This window comes from Streptomyces sp. HUAS ZL42, assembly GCF_040782645.1.
Classification (GTDB): Bacteria; Actinomycetota; Actinomycetes; order Streptomycetales; family Streptomycetaceae; genus Streptomyces.
Genome location: NZ_CP160403.1, coordinates 7026829 through 7041918 on the forward strand (window position 1 = coordinate 7026829; position 15090 = coordinate 7041918).

Sequence of the window (15090 nt, forward strand, 5' to 3'; positions counted from 1 at the left end):
ACGGCTCACCCCGCAATCCGCACGGTCGTGTTGGCGCCCCAGATCGCCAACGACAGGAAGAAATCAAGGACGTTGATCGCCACGATCGACGTGCGCACCGCGCGGCCCACCGCGACGCCGACGCCCGCCGGGCCGCCGCTCGCGTAGTAGCCGTAGAAGCAGTGCACGAGGATGATCAGGACGGCGAAGACGAGTACCTTGCCGAAGGACCACAGCACGTCGACCGGGGGCAGGTACTGCTGGAAGTAGTGGTCGTAGGTGCCGGCCGACTGCCCGTAGTAGCCGGTGGTGATGGTGCGGGCGGCGAGGTACGAGGACAGCAGGCCGACCACGTACAGCGGGATCACGGCGACGAACCCGGCGATCATCCGGGTGGTCACCAGGAACGGCAGCGAGGGCACGCCCATGACCTCCAGGGCGTCGGTCTCCTCGCTGATCCGCATGGCGCCGAGCTGGGCGGTGAAGCCCGCACCGACGGTCGCGGAGAGCGCGAGGCCGGCCACCAGCGGGGCGATCTCCCGGGTGTTGAAGTACGCCGACAGGAACGCCACGAAGTTGGAGGTGCCGAGCTGGTTGAGGGCGGCGTACCCCTGCAGGCCCACCTCCGTGCCCGTGAAGAAGGAGAGGAAGGCGATGACGCCGACCGTGCCGCCCACGACGGCGAGGGCGCCGCGGCCGAAGCTCACCTCCGCGAGCAGCCGCAGGATCTCCTTCTTGTAGCGGCGCAGGGTGCGGCCGGTCCACGCGAGCGAGCGGCCGTAGAAGGAGAGCTGCGTGCCGAGCGCTTCGAGGGAGCGCAGAGGGCGTTCGAGGAGTCTTTGGGGTCGCATGGCCTAACCCCTCTGCGGGACGACTTGGAAGTACACCGCGGTCATCACGAAGTTCGTCACGAACAGCAACATGAAGGTGATCACCACCGACTGGTTCACGGCGTCGCCCACGCCCTTCGGGCCGCCCTTCGCCGTAAGTCCCTTGTACGAGGCGACGATCGCGGCGATCGCGCCGAACACCAGCGCCTTGATCTCGGCCGCCCACAGGTCGGAGAGCTGGGCGAGCGTGGTGAAGGAGGCGAGGTAGGCGCCCGGGGTGCCGTTCTGCAGGACGACGTTGAAGAAATAGCCGCCCGCGACGCCGACCACCGAGACCAGACCGTTGAGCAGTACCGCCACCACCATCGACGCGAGGACCCGGGGCACGACCAGACGGTGGATGGGGTCGATGCCCAGCACCTGCATCGCGTCGATCTCCTCGCGGATCTTCCGCGCCCCCAGGTCCGCGCAGATCGCCGTGCCGCCGGCGCCGGCGATCAGCAGCGCGGTGACGATCGGCGAGGCCTCCCGCAGCACCGCCAGGACCGAGGCGGCCCCGGAGAAGGACTGGGCGCCCAGCTGCCGGGTCAGACTGCCGATCTGCAGCGCGATGACCGCGCCGAAGGGGATAGACACGAGGGCGGTGGGGAGGATCGTGACGCTCGCGACGAACCAGGCCTGCTGGATGAACTCCCTTGCCTGGAAAGGGCGTCGGGGCATGGTCCGGACGACGTCCAGGGCCATGGCGAACAGATTCCCCGAGTGCCTGAGCGCCCCGGTCGGTGAGAGGCTCATGCGCCGGTCACCGCCTTCCGGTGCAGCTCGGCCTCGCGTCTCGCGATCGCCTCCCAACGGGGCGGCCGGGTGATGCCAGGCCCCGGCAGCAGGCGGGGCGTCATCTCCTGCACGGGCGCTCTGTCGACGAGTTCGGCGAGCTCCTGCTTCACCTGCGCGGCGTCCTTCTCCTCCGCCATGCCGATCGGGCCCTGCATCCGGCCGTTCAGGAACTGCCGTACGACCGGTTCGTCGCTGTTCAGCAGCCGCTCGCGCGGCCCGAACATGACCAGCTCGCGGCGGAACAGCAGGCCGATGTTGTCCGGCACCTGGCGGGCGGAGGCGATGTCGTGCGTGACGATCAGGAAGGTCGCGTCGATCTGGGCGTTGAGGTCGACGATGAGCTGGTTGAGGTAGGCGACGCGCACCGGGTCCAGGCCCGAGTCGGGTTCGTCGAAGAGGATGATCTCCGGGTCCAGGACGAGTGCCCGTGCCAGCCCGGCCCGCTTGCGCATGCCGCCGGAGATCTCACCGGGCAGCTTCCCCTCGGAGCCGATCAGCCCGACCATGTCCATCTTCTCCAGGACGATGCGCCGGATCTCGCTCTCGGACTTGCGGGTGTGCTCACGCAGCGGGAACGCGATGTTGTCGTACAGGTTCATCGAGCCGAACAGCGCGCCGTCCTGGAACAGCACGCCGAACAGCTTCCGCACCTCGTACAGCTCGTGCTCGCGCAGCCTGGTGATGTCACGGCCGGCGATCTTCACCGACCCCCGGTCCGGCTTCAGCAGGCCGACGAGCGTCTTGAGGAACACCGACTTGCCCGTGCCCGAGGGGCCGAGCATGACCGATACCTCCCCGGCGGGCAGCGTCAGCGAGACGTCCTGCCAGATGACCTGGTGACCGAAGGACTTGGTCAGCCCTTCCACACAGATCTCGACACCCATCCGGTCCACCCTTCAGCCCGCGGAGTCACCTTCGACATCTGCTCTACGGGGAGGGGCGGGGCGTCCGTCGCGACGGAGGCGGATTTTTTTGAGCGGCTTTTCGGGGGGCGTTTTCCAGCGGCTTTACGGGGCCGAGGGGAGTGCGCTCAGGGAGGGGGCGGGGAGGGAGACGGAGGGGACGGCCGAAGTGGCGGACTCGACCGGCACGCTCGGCAGGTCCGGCAGATCCGTGACCTCGGGCAGATCGGTCACACCGGATACTCCCGGCACTCCGGGCACCCGTGGCACCTCCGGCGCCGGCACCGTGGGCAGGCCCGACACCTCCGCCAGGGACGGCACGGACAGCGGTAGCAGCGCACTCGGATTCTCGTCCGCCCGCGGGGTGGCCGCCGCCGACGCGGACAACGGGCCGGGGGACTGCGGGGTGCGGGCCACGCCGGTGCCGTCGGGGTGGAGTGCCTCCGCGTCATGGGACACGGACGGGTGGGGCGCCGGAGCGTCGTTCGCCCCGTCGAGCGCGTACGGCAGCACGAACCCCGCCACCGCCAGGGTCGCCGCCGCCGAGGCGGCCCCCACGGCCTGCGCCTTGCCGCTCGCCCGCAGCCGGCCATGGCCGATCAGGAACAGGGCGAAGCCCAGCGTCGCGGCGAGGGAGTTGCGCAGCGTGCGCCGGGCCCGGGCGAGCAACGACTCCACGGTCCGGTAGCTCAGCCCCATGCGCACGGCGACCTGGTTCACGTCCAGGTCCTCCGACTTCAGGCGGAGCGCCTCGGCCTGGCGCGCGGGCAGCTCCCCGCTCCGCACGGCCAGCCACCTGGCCTCGGCCCGGTCGCACACCGCCTCCTCGACGGGCACCGGGCCCGGCGCGGTGAGCGTGGGGCCGCTGCGCACCACCTCGGCCTCACGGTTGACCTGCCGGTACCGGTCGACGCACAGCCGCATGGTCACCGTCGTCAGCCAGGCGCCGAGCCGGTCGTCGTCCAGATCCGGCCGCTCGGCGGCGCGCAGCATCGCCTCGTGTACGGCGTCCTCGGCGTCCTCCAGGCTCATCGACCTGCGCCGGGCCACCTTGAGCAGCTGCTCGCGGTGGCTCCACATGCGCCGCCAACGGTCGTCGGCCGCCGATATCTCCGCAGGCATGTCCGGCATGTCCGTCGCCATGAGGGCCCCTTCGCGCTCACCCGCCGGTCTGGTGCTGTCCGGCGGGTGGCGACATTACCGCCCGGTATCCACGGTTGTGGAGGGGGTGGAGGCCATCGAGTCCACACCGTTGCTGGTCAGCGGGGCGCCGCTGGGCAGCAGGCCGGAGCCGGGCAGCTCCAGGTCCGTGCCGGGCGAGGGGAGTTGGGGATCCTCCGTCTGCACGGTGCCGGTCGACGGGCGGGACGGGGTGGGACTGGGCGAGGCGGCTGCGGACGGTGCCGGGGAGGGCACGGCGCTCGGACGGGCAGACGGCGCCGGCTTCGGGGTGGCCTTCGGCCGCGTCCGCCCGGCGCCCGCCGAGGACCCGCCGACGGAGCCGTCCGGCACCACCCGGTGCCCTTCCAGGAAGTACGCGTACCAGGCCCTGACCGTGCGCAGATACGCCTGCGAATGGTTGTAGCCGAGGATCGCCCGGTCCAGATCCGCGGGGTCGGCGAGGTCCCGCCCGCCCGCACACAGGTAGCGCCCGGCGGCCAGCGCCGCGTCGAAGACGTTGCCCGGGTCGGCCCGCCCGTCGCCGTTGCCGTCGGCGCCCCAGCGGGCCCAGGTCGACGGGATGAACTGCATCGGCCCGACCGCCCGGTCGTAGGCCGCGTCCCCGTCGTACGCGCCCCCGTCGGTGTCCCGGATGACGGCGAAGGCGCCGCCGTCCAGCCGGGGCCCGAGGATCGGCGTCACGGTCGTACCGTCCGCGGTCACCCGGCCGCCCCGCGCCTGCCCGGACTCCACCTGACCGATCGCGGCCAGCAACTGCCAGCGCAGCCGGCAGCCGGGCGCCTCACTCGCGAGCCGCTCCTCGGCCCGCCGGTAGGCGTCGAACACGGACGCGGGCAGTTCGGCGACCTCGGCCTCCGCCGATGAGCCCCGCGCGCGTTCCCCGGTCCGCAGCGGCGGCAGCTCCGTGCGGTACGGGGTGTCGCCGGAGACGCTCGCGCCGTGACCGGCAGCCCGCTCCACGGGCGCGGAGGCCCCTGCCTGCGCCGCGCCCGGCGCCTGTGACGCGGTCAGCGCGGCCATGGCCGCCGCCGCGATCGCCGTACCCCTGACGCGCCTGACCCTGTGCCCCACCACGTCGTGCTCCCCTCCCTGTGGGCCGTTGTCATCTGCTCTACGGGGGAGGGCGGGGGGTCCGTCGCACGGGACGGGGAGATTTCGCTTGCGGTACGCAACTCGGCCGATGTCGTGACGGAACATCACAGTCACCAGCACAATGGCATGTACGCGGTCGGCAGTGAGGCGAGGTGCAGGTTGTCCGACGTGTCGGTGAACGTCCAGGCCGTCATGCTCACGGGTCTGCGGGTGGGGGAGACCGGCTTCGACGAACTCCAGCCCATGTCGAAGGCACTGCTGGTGGGCATGCTGCTGCAGCGCAGCCGCGGACTCACCCAGGAAGACAGCAAGCGCTGGGCCTGGGCTGACAGCACCGAGGCGAGCCCGCCGCTGGTGGCGAAGAAGGTCTCCGCGCTGCGGGCAGCCGGATGCAGCGTGCGCTCCGCCCGCGGCGGGGGCTCCTACCGACTCGAGGATCTCGACTTCGACGCCGTCGACGCACACCGCTTCGTCGCGGAGTACCGCAGGGGCCGCGAGCTCGTGGTGACCGACCCGGCGGCCGCCGTCGAGGCGTGGGAGGAAGCACTTCGGCTGTGGACGCCGTACGTCCCGCTCGCGGACCGGCACTCGTACGTGCAGTGCCCCTCCGTGTTCGAGAAGTACGAGACCTCCTACCGCGATCTCGTCGCGGACCTGTGCGACGCGGTGCTCCGGCAGCCGGGCGACGACGCGCGGGGGAGGGCGGTCGAGCTCCTTGACCTGCTGGTGGAGGCGGCGCCGGAGGACGGGCGGCTGCCGCGGTTACGCGAGGCGGCGGGCGCGCCGACGCCCTTCCCGGTGCAGGCGCGCCGGGTCCCGCCGGCCGGAGCGGCGCCGTACGGTGCGGCCGAGGAGCAGTACGTGGCGGAGTACGCGCGCCGCTGCGCGATGGTCGACCCGCGCCACATCCAGCGAAGCCGGCCCATGCAGGACGTGATCGTTCCGCTCGACGACGTGTACATCGCCCTCACCCTGGACGCACCGGATCCGGCCCCGCAGGGGTGGGGAGAGGGAGCGGACGAGTCACCGTCCGACCTCGAGTCGGACCACCACCGCGCGCCGGACCTCGCCGGCCCGGACGGCCGTGCGGTCCTCGCGCTGGGCGCGACGGGCATGTCCGACGAGGTACCTACGCCGGGGGACGCGGCGGAACCCGGTCTCACCGACACCGCGGCCCTGCGCCCCGCTGCTGCCCCCGTCGAGTTGGTGGAACTGATCCGTGAGAAGCGATGGGCGGTCGTGCTCGGCGACCCGGGCGCGGGCAAGTCCACACTCCTGCAGTGGCTGGCCCTCAACCATGCCAAGGCACTCGCCGCCGACCAGGAGCGGGTCCTCATCCCGGGCCATCAACTGGGGCTCGACGTCCCCGAGGTCGACCTCGGCCCCGCCCGGCTGCCCGTCCTCGCGCGGGTCGCGGACTACGCCGAATTCCTGAGGCGGGAGGCTGACCAGGCCCCCGGCAAGGCGATCCGGCTGCTGGACTTTCTGGGGCTGCACCATGTGCTCGACGAACCGCTCGGCGGCTCGTCGGAGGAGGAGCGAGCCGCCCTGATCCGGGCCAGGCTGAACGCCGGCCGCGCGATCGTCCTGCTGGACGGCCTGGACGAGATAACAGACCGCGACCTGCGGCTCAGGGTGCGGCGCGACATCGAGACGTTCGTGGCCGATCACATCGTCGATCCGCAGAACCCGGGAGCCCTCCACCCGTGGGCGGACTCCGGTACCGGGGAGTGGTGGCGGGTCCACCAGTCGGCGCCCGCCGACTCCGGTGGCAACCAGATCGTGGTCACGAGCCGCGTCAACGGATACCGCGAGACAGCGCTCGACAGCCGCTACACGCTGGTCCGGGTCCAGCCGCTCACCCCGAAAATGATCGAGCGGTTCTGCGGGAACTGGTGCCTCGCGGTGCAACGCTTCCGCGCCCTGACCACCCACGCGCCGGACGAGGAGATCCGGCGGCTGGCGGCCAAGGACGCCGCGAAGCTGAACGATTCCATCCGCGCCCGCCCCGGTGTCGCGCGGATCGCGTCGAACCCGCTGTTGCTGACGGTGCTGGCGACCCTGCTCAAGGGAGGCCAGCTGCCCGCTCACCGTACCGGGGTCTACGAGCAGGCCTGCCGCGCACTGGTCGAACGCCGGCAGCTCGCCTGGAGCCTGCAGGACGTCATCAGGGCCCTGGGCCCCCTCGCGCTGTGGCTGCACGAGAACCGGTCCAACGGCGTTGCGACGCTCGAGGAGGTGCGCTACTGGCTGACCGAGTCCCTGCCCCGGGTGGTGGACGGCACCGGGGACCTCTCCACCCATGTGGACGAATTCCTCGCCGCCCGAGAGGCGTCCGGGCTGCTCGTGGAGGTGTCCGAGGGCCGGTTCCGCTTCCTGCACCTCACGTTCCAGGAGTTCCTCGCGGCCTGCGAACTGACCCGCTCCCTGAGCGAGTTCCGGTCCCACCTTGAGCGGCGGCTGCACGACCACCGCTGGTTCGACGTGTCCGCCATGTCGATGGCGCTGGTGTGCCAGAACCGTCCCGACGAGATCGACGGTGTGCTGGCCGGGGTGCTGGACGCGGGTTCCGCACACGAGGACATCGTCCACCGTGACCTGTTGTTCACCGCCTACTGCCTCATCGAAATGCCGTGCAGCCTCCCGGCGCCGACACGGCGGGTCGTCGACGAACTGCTCGCCGCCGGCATGGAGGCGCAGGCACGTGGCTACCCGCAACTCACCGGACGCATACGGGAACTGCTGCGCTCGCTCCACGAAGCGTGGCCCCGCCTGCTCCTTCCACGACTGGTCGGCGCGCTGCACGATCCGGTGACCGCGGCTTTCGCCACGGACGTCTGTTCCCTGCTGGAGGTGTCGTCGCAGACGCTTCCGGAACCCGTGGCCCTTCTTGAAGGGGTGGACGCAGCGTGCCGGCGCTGGGACCGGTCGCCGAGGGCGGTTGCGATCAGGGCGGACATCACAGTGCGGCTGCGCGCCGTCGGCCATTTCGTGGACGCGCGGTTCCTGCCGATCGAGACGCTGCTTGACGAGTACGCCGACGCGACGGACCTGTTGTCCCCGTGCGCTCCGCAGGTGACCGCACTGCTCAGGAGGATGGCGCGTCGGGTCGACCCGGCCGTGCAACCGGTGTTGCGCTGGTTCCTGGACGGTGTTCGCGGACAGGCACCGCAGGCTCCGACGGATGCCGTCGACCGACTGGTGGACGCGCTCCTCGAGGAGTGCCGGTCGGCCCAGGGCGCCGACTTCGCGGCGTTGGCCGCCGTCGCCTACGATCTGGCGCCGCAGCGGGCGAAGGACTGGGTGAGCGAGGAGTTCCGGAGCGAGCGGGTCGACCTGCTGTCGGCGGCCCGGCTCCTGGTCGATCTGGTCGCGTTCTTCCCCGATCCGGGCGAACGCGACGCCTGGTTCGCCGCTCTGCCCGACACGGCCGCTCGGGCCTTGCTCCGGCAGGCCGTACCGCAGAGCCGCGCGTACCTGATGACCGCACTCGCCTGGCAACGACTACGCGCCGGCGGCTCCTCCGAGACCACCGCCGAAGCACTCGCCCTGCTGCGCCGCATGGCCGAGGAGGGCCGGTTCATAGAACTGACCCTCGACGCGATCCATGTGATGCGGTCCCTCCTGCGCTCTCGCACCGAGCGGGAGCGGCAGTCCGCGCTGTTCCTGCTGAGGTGGCTCGTGCTGCCGCCCGACCCCTCGGACGCCCTCACCGACCGGCTGGAGGAGATCGCTGTCGACGGCGAGGACGAACTCGCCGTCCTCGCCGACATCGTGTTGGCGGCCCTGCCCGATCGCCGGCTGACCCCACGCCGCTATGACGTGGTGGCGGACGCGTTGCTGTGCAACGGGGAACGGCTGCGGCGGAAGGCCCTTTCGGGGCTCCACCTGCGGCGCGACGCAACCGGTGTTCCGGCGGAGACCCTGGGTCGGGCCACCCTGCATGAGAAGAGACTGGCCGAGGCAGGAGACCTGGTGTCGGCCGGCGCTCACGCGGCCTTCGTCCAGCGTGTCTTCAACGCCTCGTTGGAGTGGATGCTGTCCGTCGGCCGCGAACGGGTGGGCATGGACGTGCCCCGGCTGTCTTCGGAGGCGGCCGCCGAAGGGCTGCTGAGAGCCGGGGACCTGACGGACGACGAAGTGAGCCTGCTGCTGACCAGTTGTGTGTGGTTCGACAGCGCGACAGGGTCTCCGCTGGGGCTGGACCCGGCCCTGCTGCGGAGCGCGTTGGGCGCGGTGCGGGGCGCCGCCCGGGAGAGTGTGATGGCGTTGCTGGCCGCCGAGGCCGCCGTGCTCGATCGGGTCCCCTTCGTGATCGAGTCGCTCGAGAAGGCGCACGGACCGGAGTTGACAGCCGTCGCCGTCCGTGAGTGCGCTGCCCATCTGCACCGCCACGAAGGGAACTGGTCGGCCGTGGCAGCCCTTCGGGACCTCGCGCAGACCGCTCTCGTCGAGGCCGACCAAACGAACCCGCAGGCCGCCCAGCGGCTGACCGGCGCCCTCTTCCTGCTCGACCTGGTCGAGGGGGCGGCACCGGACGCGACACTCGCCGGCCTCGCCGCACGGACACGCGGCGACACCGGTCTGGTGCAGGCTCTGGTGTGGGCGCTGTCAGGGCCGTCCGAGGCGATGGCGACCCGAAGCGGGGCGACGGTTCATTCCCTCATCCCCGCCATCGGCGCCGCACTCGGTGCCTCGGCCCGCCGGACGGAGGCCCTCGTCCGGCACGCGGCGCAGCTGCTGGATACCTCGTCGGACGACTGGAGAGGGCGCCGGGCGGTACTGGGCCTGCTGGATGCCGCGGCGGATCGCGGGCCCGAGACCTTCGCCGCGTGCAGCCGCTCCGTGCACCTCGCGGACCGGCTCGCCGCGGGGGCGAAGGACCGGCTGAGCTTCAGCGTCCGACGGCTCAGCCTCTGTCTCATGGCCCGGTTGGACGACAGCGATCCGTCGTTGGCGGTCCGGCTCACGGCGGAGTGCCGGGACATCGACGTCTTCCGCCAGGCCGTGTCCGAACGCCTGCAACAGCCGCCGCCTCCGGTGTGGCGTGTGGAACCGGCCGACACACACGCGGCCCTGACCGGTGAACACTTCGAAACGGCCCTGCTGGCGGGTCGCTTCGCCGTCCGGGCGAGCAGGAGTGCGGGCAGCGGGATGAGCACGGCGAACGCCGCCGAGCTGCTGGCTCTCCGCGTGCACCGACGGGATGCCCTGGCCCGGCCTCTGCTCGGCCTGCTCGATGAGTTGCTCGTCGTCGGTTCGCGCTACCCCACGTCCGCCACGGGACTGGAGCGATGGCAGAGCGAGAGCGCTCTGCTGGGTGAGCACCGCTTGTTCTACGGCAAACGGGACTTGTGGTACGGGACCGCGCTCGACACGGACACCGTCGTAGGCCTGGTGACGTCCCGGCTGCCGTGGCTCGAATCGAAGCGCGTGACCGCGGCAGCGTCATTTCCACCGAGATCCCACGGCTCGGACATCGGCTGGACCGACCTCGGTTTTACAGACGGTCTCTCCAGCCATGAGAAGAACCTGCTCTCCGGCGTGATCTACAACCTGGCCGAGGCACGGGTCGGTTCCCTCATTTCCCGCAAGATGGACCGCATCCAGTTCCGGCGCTTCTGGGAACTCGCCGGCGCGGACGATCAGGTATCCGCAAGGAAGCTGTTGGACTCGGCCGTACCTGACTATCCCGAGGATGCCCGTCGCGTACTCTCGTCCGTCCACGACGAGGTGAGGCAACACGCCACGGAGCTGCTGACCCTGCTCAGACCCGCGAAGAGCGATAAGAACGGGCAGATGACCGGCGGTCGTCCAAAGAGGAACGAGAGAGGAACGCGCGGGAACAGCACGGGAATCTCCGGCTCATAGCGTCGAACTGCTGCACCGATCGGCGGAGCAGTTCGACGAAGGAGTGGGAGACATGAAGCTTCCGGGCGAGAAGTCCATGGACTCGGTGGCTCGATTCGGCGCCTTTCTCGGCGCGATGGGTATCGGTGCGGTGCTGGTTCTCACGGGGCACGCCACCGTGGCGGAGGCGGCGAACTACGTCAGCAGCGGCGTCGTGTATCTGACGGCCGTCTCCAGCACGGGGCGGGGGCAGGAGTCGATCGGCCGCTGAGACGCGTCGGCACCATCGACAAGAGACAAGTGCAGAAAGAGTTCGCCCCCTGGCCGGCGCTCAGGGGGCGAACGTCCGTGTTGTGGAGTGCCGAAACCTCAGCGCTCATGGACGACCCGTCCGTCGAACACCGTCATCTCCACCTCGGCGTCCGTGATCGCGTGTGGGTCCAGGTCCAGCAACGGCCGGTCCAGGACGCACAGGTCCGCGACCTTGCCCGGTTCGATCGAGCCCTTCCAACTCGGCGAAGTCCTGGCGGGCCGGGTTGATGGTGTACGCGCGCGCAGGGCGTCGGCGAGGTCCACGCACATCCGCCGGTGCGGGCGCCCACTTCTCCTCGATACGGCCGTACCGCCAGATCGCGATGGCCGCGGCCCAGGTGACGACGAAGAGCAGGACGACGGCGTATCCGACGCTGTTGAGGTCGATGCCGCCGCCGGCAAGAGCTGACGCGGTGACGGGGGCGGTGTGGCTGCGCCGCCCCTTCACTGTCCGGCGGTGCGACCGGCGCCGAGTGAGCGCTCCGTCACCCGTGCCAGATGCCGTGTGAACACCTCGCGTGTGTCCGGGGTCAGGGTGCGCAGGGCGACCAGGGCGGTGATGATCACGTCGCACAGTTCGGACTGGACGTCCTCCCAGGTGTGGGTGGTGCCCTTGCGGGGGTTCCGGCCGGTCGCGCCGATCACCGCCTGGGCGACCTTGCCGACCTCCTCCGACAGTTTGAGCATGCGCAGGAGCATGCCCTCCCGGTCACCCTGCGGGCGGTTCCCGTCCAGCCAGGTCCACAGATCGTCGATGGAGGCCCACAGGTCCGGGGACGCGGGTGCCTGCGCCGGGGCGTCCTGATCGCTCATGCACGCAGCTTGCCATGGTGGCGGTACTCCTCGAAGAGCGCCTCCTGCTCGCCCTCCAGCGCCTTCCGCACCCGCTTGTTGCGCGCGCCCACGACCAGCGCCGTCGCCGCCGCCGTCGCGCCCAGTGCGGCCGGGACCATCCAGCCGCGGTCGAAGACGTGGCCGAACGCGTGGTCGAGGGAGAGGCGGCCGGGTCCGGCGACGGCGAGGCCGGCCGCGGCCAGGCCGAGGGTCGCGGCGTACTCGTAGCCGCCCTCCTTCGCGAAGAAGCCGTTCGGCATGTGGACCGCGGCCGCGCCGGCCATCGCGCCGGCCGCCGCCGCACCGGCCGCGGGGGTCGCAAGGCCCAGCGCCAGCAGCGTGCCGCCGCCCGTTTCGGCCAGGCCGGCCGCCGTGGCGCTCGCCTCGCCCGGCCGGTAGCCGACGGACTCCATGTACCTGCCGGTCCCCTCGATCCCGCCCCCGCCGAACCAGCCGAGCAGTTTCTGCGCGCCGTGCGCGGCCAGGACTCCGCCGGTACCCAGTCGGAGCAACAGCAGGCCCAGATCACGTCGGTCGTAAAAGGTCACGATGACTCCCCGGACAGACAGCAGGAAACAGGTTCCCCTCAGGCCTGTTCAGGCCCTTTCAGGCCTCATCAGGTCCCTCACGCGTTTCCACCGTCGCACTCCCCACACCCGCCGGGCCCGCCCGGGCGGCCGTTCGGGTGGCGGGCCCCGGGGAGCGGTGCAAGTCTGACCGGCATGACGATTCAGACAGCCAGACTCAGCGACCCGGCCGTCCGCGCCTTCGTCACCGCCGTCAACGCCCATGACCGCGACGGCTTCCTGGAGCTGCTCACGCCCGACGCGACCATGTCGGACGACGGCGCCGAACGCGACCTTTCCGACTGGATCGACCGGGAGATCTTCTCCTCCAACGGCCACATGGAGGTCGACAACGAGTCGAAGGGCGGACGCTCCCTCCTCGCCCACTACCGCAACGACACCTGGGGCGAGATGCGTACGCGCTGGAACTTCGTCGTCGAGGACGACGGCCGGATCTCGCGGTTCGAGACAGGGCAGGCCTGAACTCCCGAAAGGGCTTGCCTTCGTGTGCGCTCCAACCTCTAGCGTTCCCCGGCATGGAGACCAACAGGACACTGGGACGCACCGGCATCGAGGTGAGCGCCCTCGGCTTCGGCTGCTGGGCCATCGGCGGTGAGTGGCAGACGCCCGACGGACAGCCCCTGGGCTGGGGCAAGGTCGACGACGACGAGTCCGTACGGGCGATCCGGCGCGCCCTCGACCTCGGCGTGACGTTCTTCGACACGGCCGACGTCTACGGCACGGGCCACAGTGAGCGTGTCCTCGGGCGCGCGCTGGGCAAGCGGCGGGCCGACGTCGTCGTCGCGACCAAGTGGGGCAACCTCTTCGACGAGGAGACCCGCACCCTCACCGGCAGCGACGCCACACCGGCGTACGCCCGCCGCGCCCTCACGGCGTCCCTGCGCCGCCTCGACACTGACTACGTCGACCTCTACCAGCTGCACCTCTCCGACGCCGACCCCGCGCGCGCGGCCGAACTCCGCGACCTCTGCGAGGACTTCGTACGCGAAGGGCTCGTCCGCGCCTACGCGTGGAGCACCGACGACCCCGCCCGCGCCGCCGTGTTCGCCGAAGGCGCGCACTGTACGGCCGTACAGCACGCCCTGAACGTGCTTCAGGACGCACCCGAAATGATCGCGCTGTGTGAGGAGTCGGGGCTCGCGAGCATCAACCGCAGCCCGCTCGCCATGGGGTTGCTGTCCGGGAAGCGCAGGGCGCAGGAGCCGTTGGAGGCAGGGGACATCCGCAGTCGTCCGCCGGCCTGGCTGAAGGGATTCGAGGACGGATCCGGCGCCGCCCCGGACTGGCTCGCCCGGGTGGACGCCCTCCGCGAGGTACTCACCAGCGGCGGCCGTACGCCCGCGCAGGGCGCCCTGGCCTGGATCTGGGCCCGCAGCCCACGCACGGTGCCCATCCCCGGCTTCCGCTCGGTCGCGCAGGCGGAGCAGAACGCGGCCGCGATCGCGCAAGGGCCGCTCACCGCTGAGCAGGTGGCCGAGGTGGATCGGATACTGGGGCGGTGAGTGGCCCTGCGGGCGGGACTCGCCGACGGCGGCCGTACGCCGCTCGCGCAGGCGCGTAGGCAGGGCCGCGGCTCCGACGCGGTGTACGAGCAGGCGTGGGCACGCTGGTCGATGCGGCCCACGGGACGCATCGACGGCCGGGCCGATCTGGTGGCAGCCGCTCCACGGTCCGGTGCGTACCTCGCGGTCCCACGCGAGATCCACCCCCAACCCGGTGCCGTGGAACGACTGCCCTCCCCCCTCGGTATGGCTTTGCGGAACTTCTGCGCCTCAAGTGTGAAGCTCTTGTGGAGGAGAGTCGAGCATATGCCCCCTACCGGCCGCAATGGTGCGGACTCGGAAATTCCGCTTGTGCAGGTTGAGAAGTTGACGACCGCGAACCGGCGTCAGCCGCGCCCCACGTACGGCATCGTCGTCGCCAGCACCGTCGCGAACTGCACGTTCGCCTCCAGCGGCAACTCCGCCATGTGCCGCACCGTGCGCGCCACATCGGCGACGTCCATCACCGGTTCGGGTGCCGTCTCCCCGTTGGCCTGCAGCGCGCCCGTCTGCATGCGTGCCGTCATGTCGGTCGCCGCGTTGCCGATGTCGATCTGCCCGACGGCGATGCGGTAGGGCCGGCCGTCCAGCGACAGCGACTTGGTCAGGCCGGTCAGCGCGTGCTTGGTCGCCGTGTAGGCGACGGAGTGCGGCCGGGGCGTGTGCGCCGAGATGGACCCGTTGTTGATGATCCGGCCGCCATGGGGGTCCTGCTCCTTCATCTGCCGGTACGCCGCCTGCGCGCACAGGAACGCCCCGTTGAGGTTGGTGTCCACCACGTGCCGCCAGGCTTCGTAGGGCAGCTCCTCGACGGGCACCCCGCCCGGCCCGAACGTCCCCGCGTTGTTGAACAGCAGGTCGACCCGCCCGAACCGGTCCACGGTGGCGGCGAACAGCGCGGCCACGTCCTCCGGCCGTGACACGTCCGTGCGTACGGCGAGGGACGCGCCCTCGGGCGCCGACGCCGCCGTCTCCTCGAGGGTCCCGGTGCGCCGGCCCGCCAGGGCCACCGACCAGCCCGCGCGCAGCAGCTCCACGGCCACCGCACGGCCGATGCCGGAGCCGGCGCCGGTCACCACCGCGATCCTCGACTGCTGGGCACTCCGCATGGCATTCATGGGCCCGCAGCGTACGGGAGCATCCG

At 71.1% G+C, this 15090-nt stretch carries 13 protein-coding genes; 4 read left to right on the forward strand and 9 right to left on the reverse strand.

Annotated elements, in window-relative coordinates:
• Positions 1-5: 5 nt before the first annotated feature.
• From ABZO29_RS31960 to ABZO29_RS31980, 5 genes are all read right to left on the reverse strand, one after another.
• Positions 6-830: an MlaE family ABC transporter permease gene (locus ABZO29_RS31960; protein ID WP_367323638.1), complete on the reverse strand. Its 825-nt coding sequence runs from the start codon at positions 828-830 to the stop codon at positions 6-8.
• A 3-nt stretch (positions 831-833) separates the two neighbouring features.
• Positions 834-1604, reverse strand: a complete 771-nt coding sequence (locus tag ABZO29_RS31965; protein WP_367323639.1) for an MlaE family ABC transporter permease — start codon at positions 1602-1604, stop codon at positions 834-836.
• A complete protein-coding gene (locus ABZO29_RS31970; RefSeq protein WP_367323640.1) occupies positions 1601-2530 on the reverse strand; it encodes an ABC transporter ATP-binding protein in 930 nt (309 codons plus the stop codon). The genes ABZO29_RS31965 and ABZO29_RS31970 overlap by 4 nt, the downstream gene beginning before the upstream one ends.
• A 123-nt stretch (positions 2531-2653) precedes the next feature.
• Complete coding sequence (locus tag ABZO29_RS31975) at positions 2654-3691, reverse strand: sigma-70 family RNA polymerase sigma factor (RefSeq protein WP_367323641.1); 1038 nt, start codon at positions 3689-3691, stop codon at positions 2654-2656.
• Between the two features lie 54 nt (positions 3692-3745).
• A complete protein-coding gene (locus ABZO29_RS31980; protein ID WP_367323642.1) occupies positions 3746-4804 on the reverse strand; it encodes a lytic transglycosylase domain-containing protein in 1059 nt (352 codons plus the stop codon).
• Between the two features lie 186 nt (positions 4805-4990).
• Between ABZO29_RS31980 and ABZO29_RS31985 the strand changes: the two genes are divergently transcribed.
• Together ABZO29_RS31985 and ABZO29_RS31990 are read left to right on the forward strand one after the other, a co-directional pair.
• Entirely contained in the window at positions 4991-10693 is a 5703-nt protein-coding gene (locus ABZO29_RS31985; protein WP_367323643.1) for a hypothetical protein, read from the forward strand.
• 52 nt (positions 10694-10745) lie between these two features.
• The gene (locus ABZO29_RS31990; RefSeq protein ID WP_367323644.1) at positions 10746-10943 is read left to right on the forward strand and encodes a hypothetical protein; all 198 of its coding nucleotides are present in this window, start codon (positions 10746-10748) and stop codon (positions 10941-10943) included.
• A gap of 98 nt (positions 10944-11041) precedes the next feature.
• Here ABZO29_RS31990 and ABZO29_RS31995 read toward each other — a convergent pair whose 3' ends face one another.
• The 3 genes from ABZO29_RS31995 to ABZO29_RS32005 are packed head-to-tail and all read right to left on the reverse strand — an operon-like array spanning position 11042 to position 12366.
• Complete coding sequence (locus tag ABZO29_RS31995) at positions 11042-11386, reverse strand: amidohydrolase family protein (protein ID WP_367323645.1); 345 nt, start codon at positions 11384-11386, stop codon at positions 11042-11044.
• 42 nt (positions 11387-11428) lie between these two features.
• Positions 11429-11797: a MazG-like family protein gene (locus ABZO29_RS32000; RefSeq protein ID WP_367323646.1), complete on the reverse strand. Its 369-nt coding sequence runs from the start codon at positions 11795-11797 to the stop codon at positions 11429-11431.
• Positions 11794-12366 (reverse strand): DoxX family membrane protein, encoded by a 573-nt coding sequence (locus ABZO29_RS32005; protein WP_367323647.1) that lies wholly within the window; start codon positions 12364-12366, stop codon positions 11794-11796. The genes ABZO29_RS32000 and ABZO29_RS32005 overlap by 4 nt, the downstream gene beginning before the upstream one ends.
• Before the next feature lie 174 nt (positions 12367-12540).
• On the opposite strand from ABZO29_RS32005, the gene ABZO29_RS32010 reads away from it, so the two are divergent.
• Both ABZO29_RS32010 and ABZO29_RS32015 read left to right on the forward strand, forming a co-directional pair.
• Positions 12541-12867, forward strand: a complete 327-nt coding sequence (locus ABZO29_RS32010) for a nuclear transport factor 2 family protein (RefSeq protein ID WP_367323648.1) — start codon at positions 12541-12543, stop codon at positions 12865-12867.
• Positions 12868-12920: 53 nt separating this feature from the next.
• Positions 12921-13907 carry an aldo/keto reductase gene (locus tag ABZO29_RS32015; RefSeq protein WP_367323649.1) on the forward strand — a complete coding sequence of 329 codons (987 nt, stop codon included), beginning with the start codon at positions 12921-12923 and terminating at the stop codon, positions 13905-13907.
• 386 nt (positions 13908-14293) lie between these two features.
• On the opposite strand, the gene ABZO29_RS32020 is transcribed toward ABZO29_RS32015, so the two are convergent.
• The gene (locus ABZO29_RS32020) at positions 14294-15064 is read right to left on the reverse strand and encodes an SDR family oxidoreductase (protein WP_367323650.1); all 771 of its coding nucleotides are present in this window, start codon (positions 15062-15064) and stop codon (positions 14294-14296) included.
• Positions 15065-15090 lie beyond the last annotated feature (26 nt).

Coding starts and splice junctions, on each gene's coding strand:
- ABZO29_RS32010 (WP_367323648.1), top strand. CDS start 12,541: ATGACGATTCAGACAGCCAGACTCAGCGACCCGGCCGTCCGCGCCTTC.
- ABZO29_RS31970 (WP_367323640.1), bottom strand. CDS start 2,530: ATGGGTGTCGAGATCTGTGTGGAAGGGCTGACCAAGTCCTTCGGTCAC.
- ABZO29_RS31960 (WP_367323638.1), bottom strand. CDS start 830: ATGCGACCCCAAAGACTCCTCGAACGCCCTCTGCGCTCCCTCGAAGCG.
- ABZO29_RS32015 (WP_367323649.1), top strand. CDS start 12,921: ATGGAGACCAACAGGACACTGGGACGCACCGGCATCGAGGTGAGCGCC.
- ABZO29_RS31965 (WP_367323639.1), bottom strand. CDS start 1,604: ATGAGCCTCTCACCGACCGGGGCGCTCAGGCACTCGGGGAATCTGTTC.
- ABZO29_RS32000 (WP_367323646.1), bottom strand. CDS start 11,797: ATGAGCGATCAGGACGCCCCGGCGCAGGCACCCGCGTCCCCGGACCTG.
- ABZO29_RS32020 (WP_367323650.1), bottom strand. CDS start 15,064: ATGAATGCCATGCGGAGTGCCCAGCAGTCGAGGATCGCGGTGGTGACC.
- ABZO29_RS31990 (WP_367323644.1), top strand. CDS start 10,746: ATGAAGCTTCCGGGCGAGAAGTCCATGGACTCGGTGGCTCGATTCGGC.
- ABZO29_RS31975 (WP_367323641.1), bottom strand. CDS start 3,691: ATGGCGACGGACATGCCGGACATGCCTGCGGAGATATCGGCGGCCGAC.